We start from the raw sequence: 1,602 nt of genomic DNA, 5'->3' as shown, positions 1-1,602 counted from the left end.
CACGGCCCGCCCCTCCGCGTCGAAGGCGGTGCGGATCAGGTGGATGACGGGTACACCGGAGGCCAGTCGGAGCGTCTTCACCTCGGCGGGCGAAGGCATCCGGGCGCGGATCTCCTCCTCGAAGTGGTCGAGGCGGTGGCCCAGCTCCTCCAGCCGGGCGTAGATCCCGCCGGGTCCGGGGTTCGGCTCGGCGATCGGCGTACCGCGAGCGATGTCGAGCGGGAGATACGAGGTGGCGAACTCGACCGGCCGCCCGTCGAGGAGATACCGGCGCCTACGAGCCAGCACCCGCCGCACGGACCCCAGCCGGGCCGAGACGTCCTGACTGGCCTTCTCTTCCTTGACCTCAAGACTGTCGACCTGGGGGTGACTGCCGGCGGCGTTCGCTTCGACGATGAAGGCCGCCTTGCCCTGTTCCCGGTGGCGCCGGGAGAAGCGGTCGGAGGCGAGTCGCCGCACGGGTGGCCGGGGCCGGACGAAGACGCCCTTGCCGTGCTCGGCGTGCACGAGACCCTCGCCTTGGAGGACGGAGAAGGAGTTTCGGACTGTCATCCGGGATACCCCGTAGTGATCGACGAGTTCCGCTTCCGAGGGCAGCTTCTCGCCCTCCTTGAACCGCCCACGGTCGATGGCCTCGCGCAGCTGGTCGGCGATCTGCCGAAAGACCGCACGATCGCTCGTGGGGTCGAGATCGCCGAGGAGGCCGGAAGGAAGAGAGGGCACGTGTACTCCTTTAGATATCTAGACGAGTGGGCGATTGTTGTTGCTACGGTGGAGAGCCTAGCCAGCCGAGAGGGCCGAGGAACGTGAGCACTGACCGTCCGCACTCCGTGAGCGTCGCCGGAGTCATCGTCGACGACCAGGGCCGGGCCCTTTTGATCAAACGCCGTGACAACGGCAAGTGGGAACCCCCGGGCGGAGTCCTCGAACGCGAGGAAACCCTCCCCGAAGCCCTCCAGCGCGAAGTCCACGAAGAGACCGGCATCAAGATCGCACTTCCCGTGACCCTGACCGGCGTCTACAAGAACATGACGGGCCTGATCGTCTCGCTCGTCTTCCGCTGCGAAGCGGCCGACGGCACGCCGACCACCGGCGACGAGACCCGCGCACTGCGCTGGGCCACCCGTGAAGAAGTCACCGAGCTTGCCGACGAGGCATACGCGATCCGCGTCCTGGACGCACTCGACGCCGCATCCCCGCCGGCCATCCGCGCCCACGACGGCGTGAAACTCATCTAGCCCGAACCCGCTGCACATGGCGGCCTACCAGCATGAAGGAACTTGTATGCACGAGTATACGAGCAGTGCGCGGGTCTGGGGACTCACTTGCCCAGGATTTCCGGAAGAGGTGAGCCGGGCCCGCCGCTGGACCCGCGACATCCTGCGCGGATCACCCCTGGCCGAGGACGCCGAGCTGATCGTGAGCGAGCTGAGCGCGAACGCGATCCTCCACACGGCCAGCGGAATGGAATCCGGCAGCTTCCACCTGGCCCTCGCGGTGACCCGGCAGGTGATCGCACTGTCGGTGACGGACGGCGGAGGAACCGGCACGGCCCCCAAGGCCGAGCACCAGGACGACGAAGCCGAACACGGCCGGGGCCTG

General features: G+C 67.8%; 3 protein-coding genes. 2 read left to right on the top strand and 1 reads right to left on the bottom strand.

Annotation, left to right across the window (positions count from 1 at the left end; translation table 11 throughout):
- Positions 1-723, bottom strand: a 723-nt coding sequence (locus AOK15_RS37910) for a GntR family transcriptional regulator (protein WP_055523334.1), incomplete at its 3' end; no start/stop codon positions are given.
- Between the two features lie 107 nt (positions 724-830).
- On the opposite strand from AOK15_RS37910, the gene AOK15_RS37905 reads away from it, so the two are divergent.
- Together AOK15_RS37905 and AOK15_RS37900 are read left to right on the top strand one after the other, a co-directional pair.
- Entirely contained in the window at positions 831-1,238 is a 408-nt protein-coding gene (locus tag AOK15_RS37905) for an NUDIX hydrolase (RefSeq protein ID WP_055523332.1), read from the top strand.
- A gap of 46 nt (positions 1,239-1,284) precedes the next feature.
- Positions 1,285-1,602 (top strand): ATP-binding protein (locus AOK15_RS37900; protein WP_055523336.1); only part of this gene is annotated, 318 nt, incomplete at its 3' end.

The organism is Streptomyces ossamyceticus, assembly GCF_001418475.1.
GTDB lineage: Bacteria > Actinomycetota > Actinomycetes > Streptomycetales > Streptomycetaceae > Streptomyces > Streptomyces ossamyceticus.
This window is presented reverse-complemented; position numbering and strand designations above follow the sequence as displayed.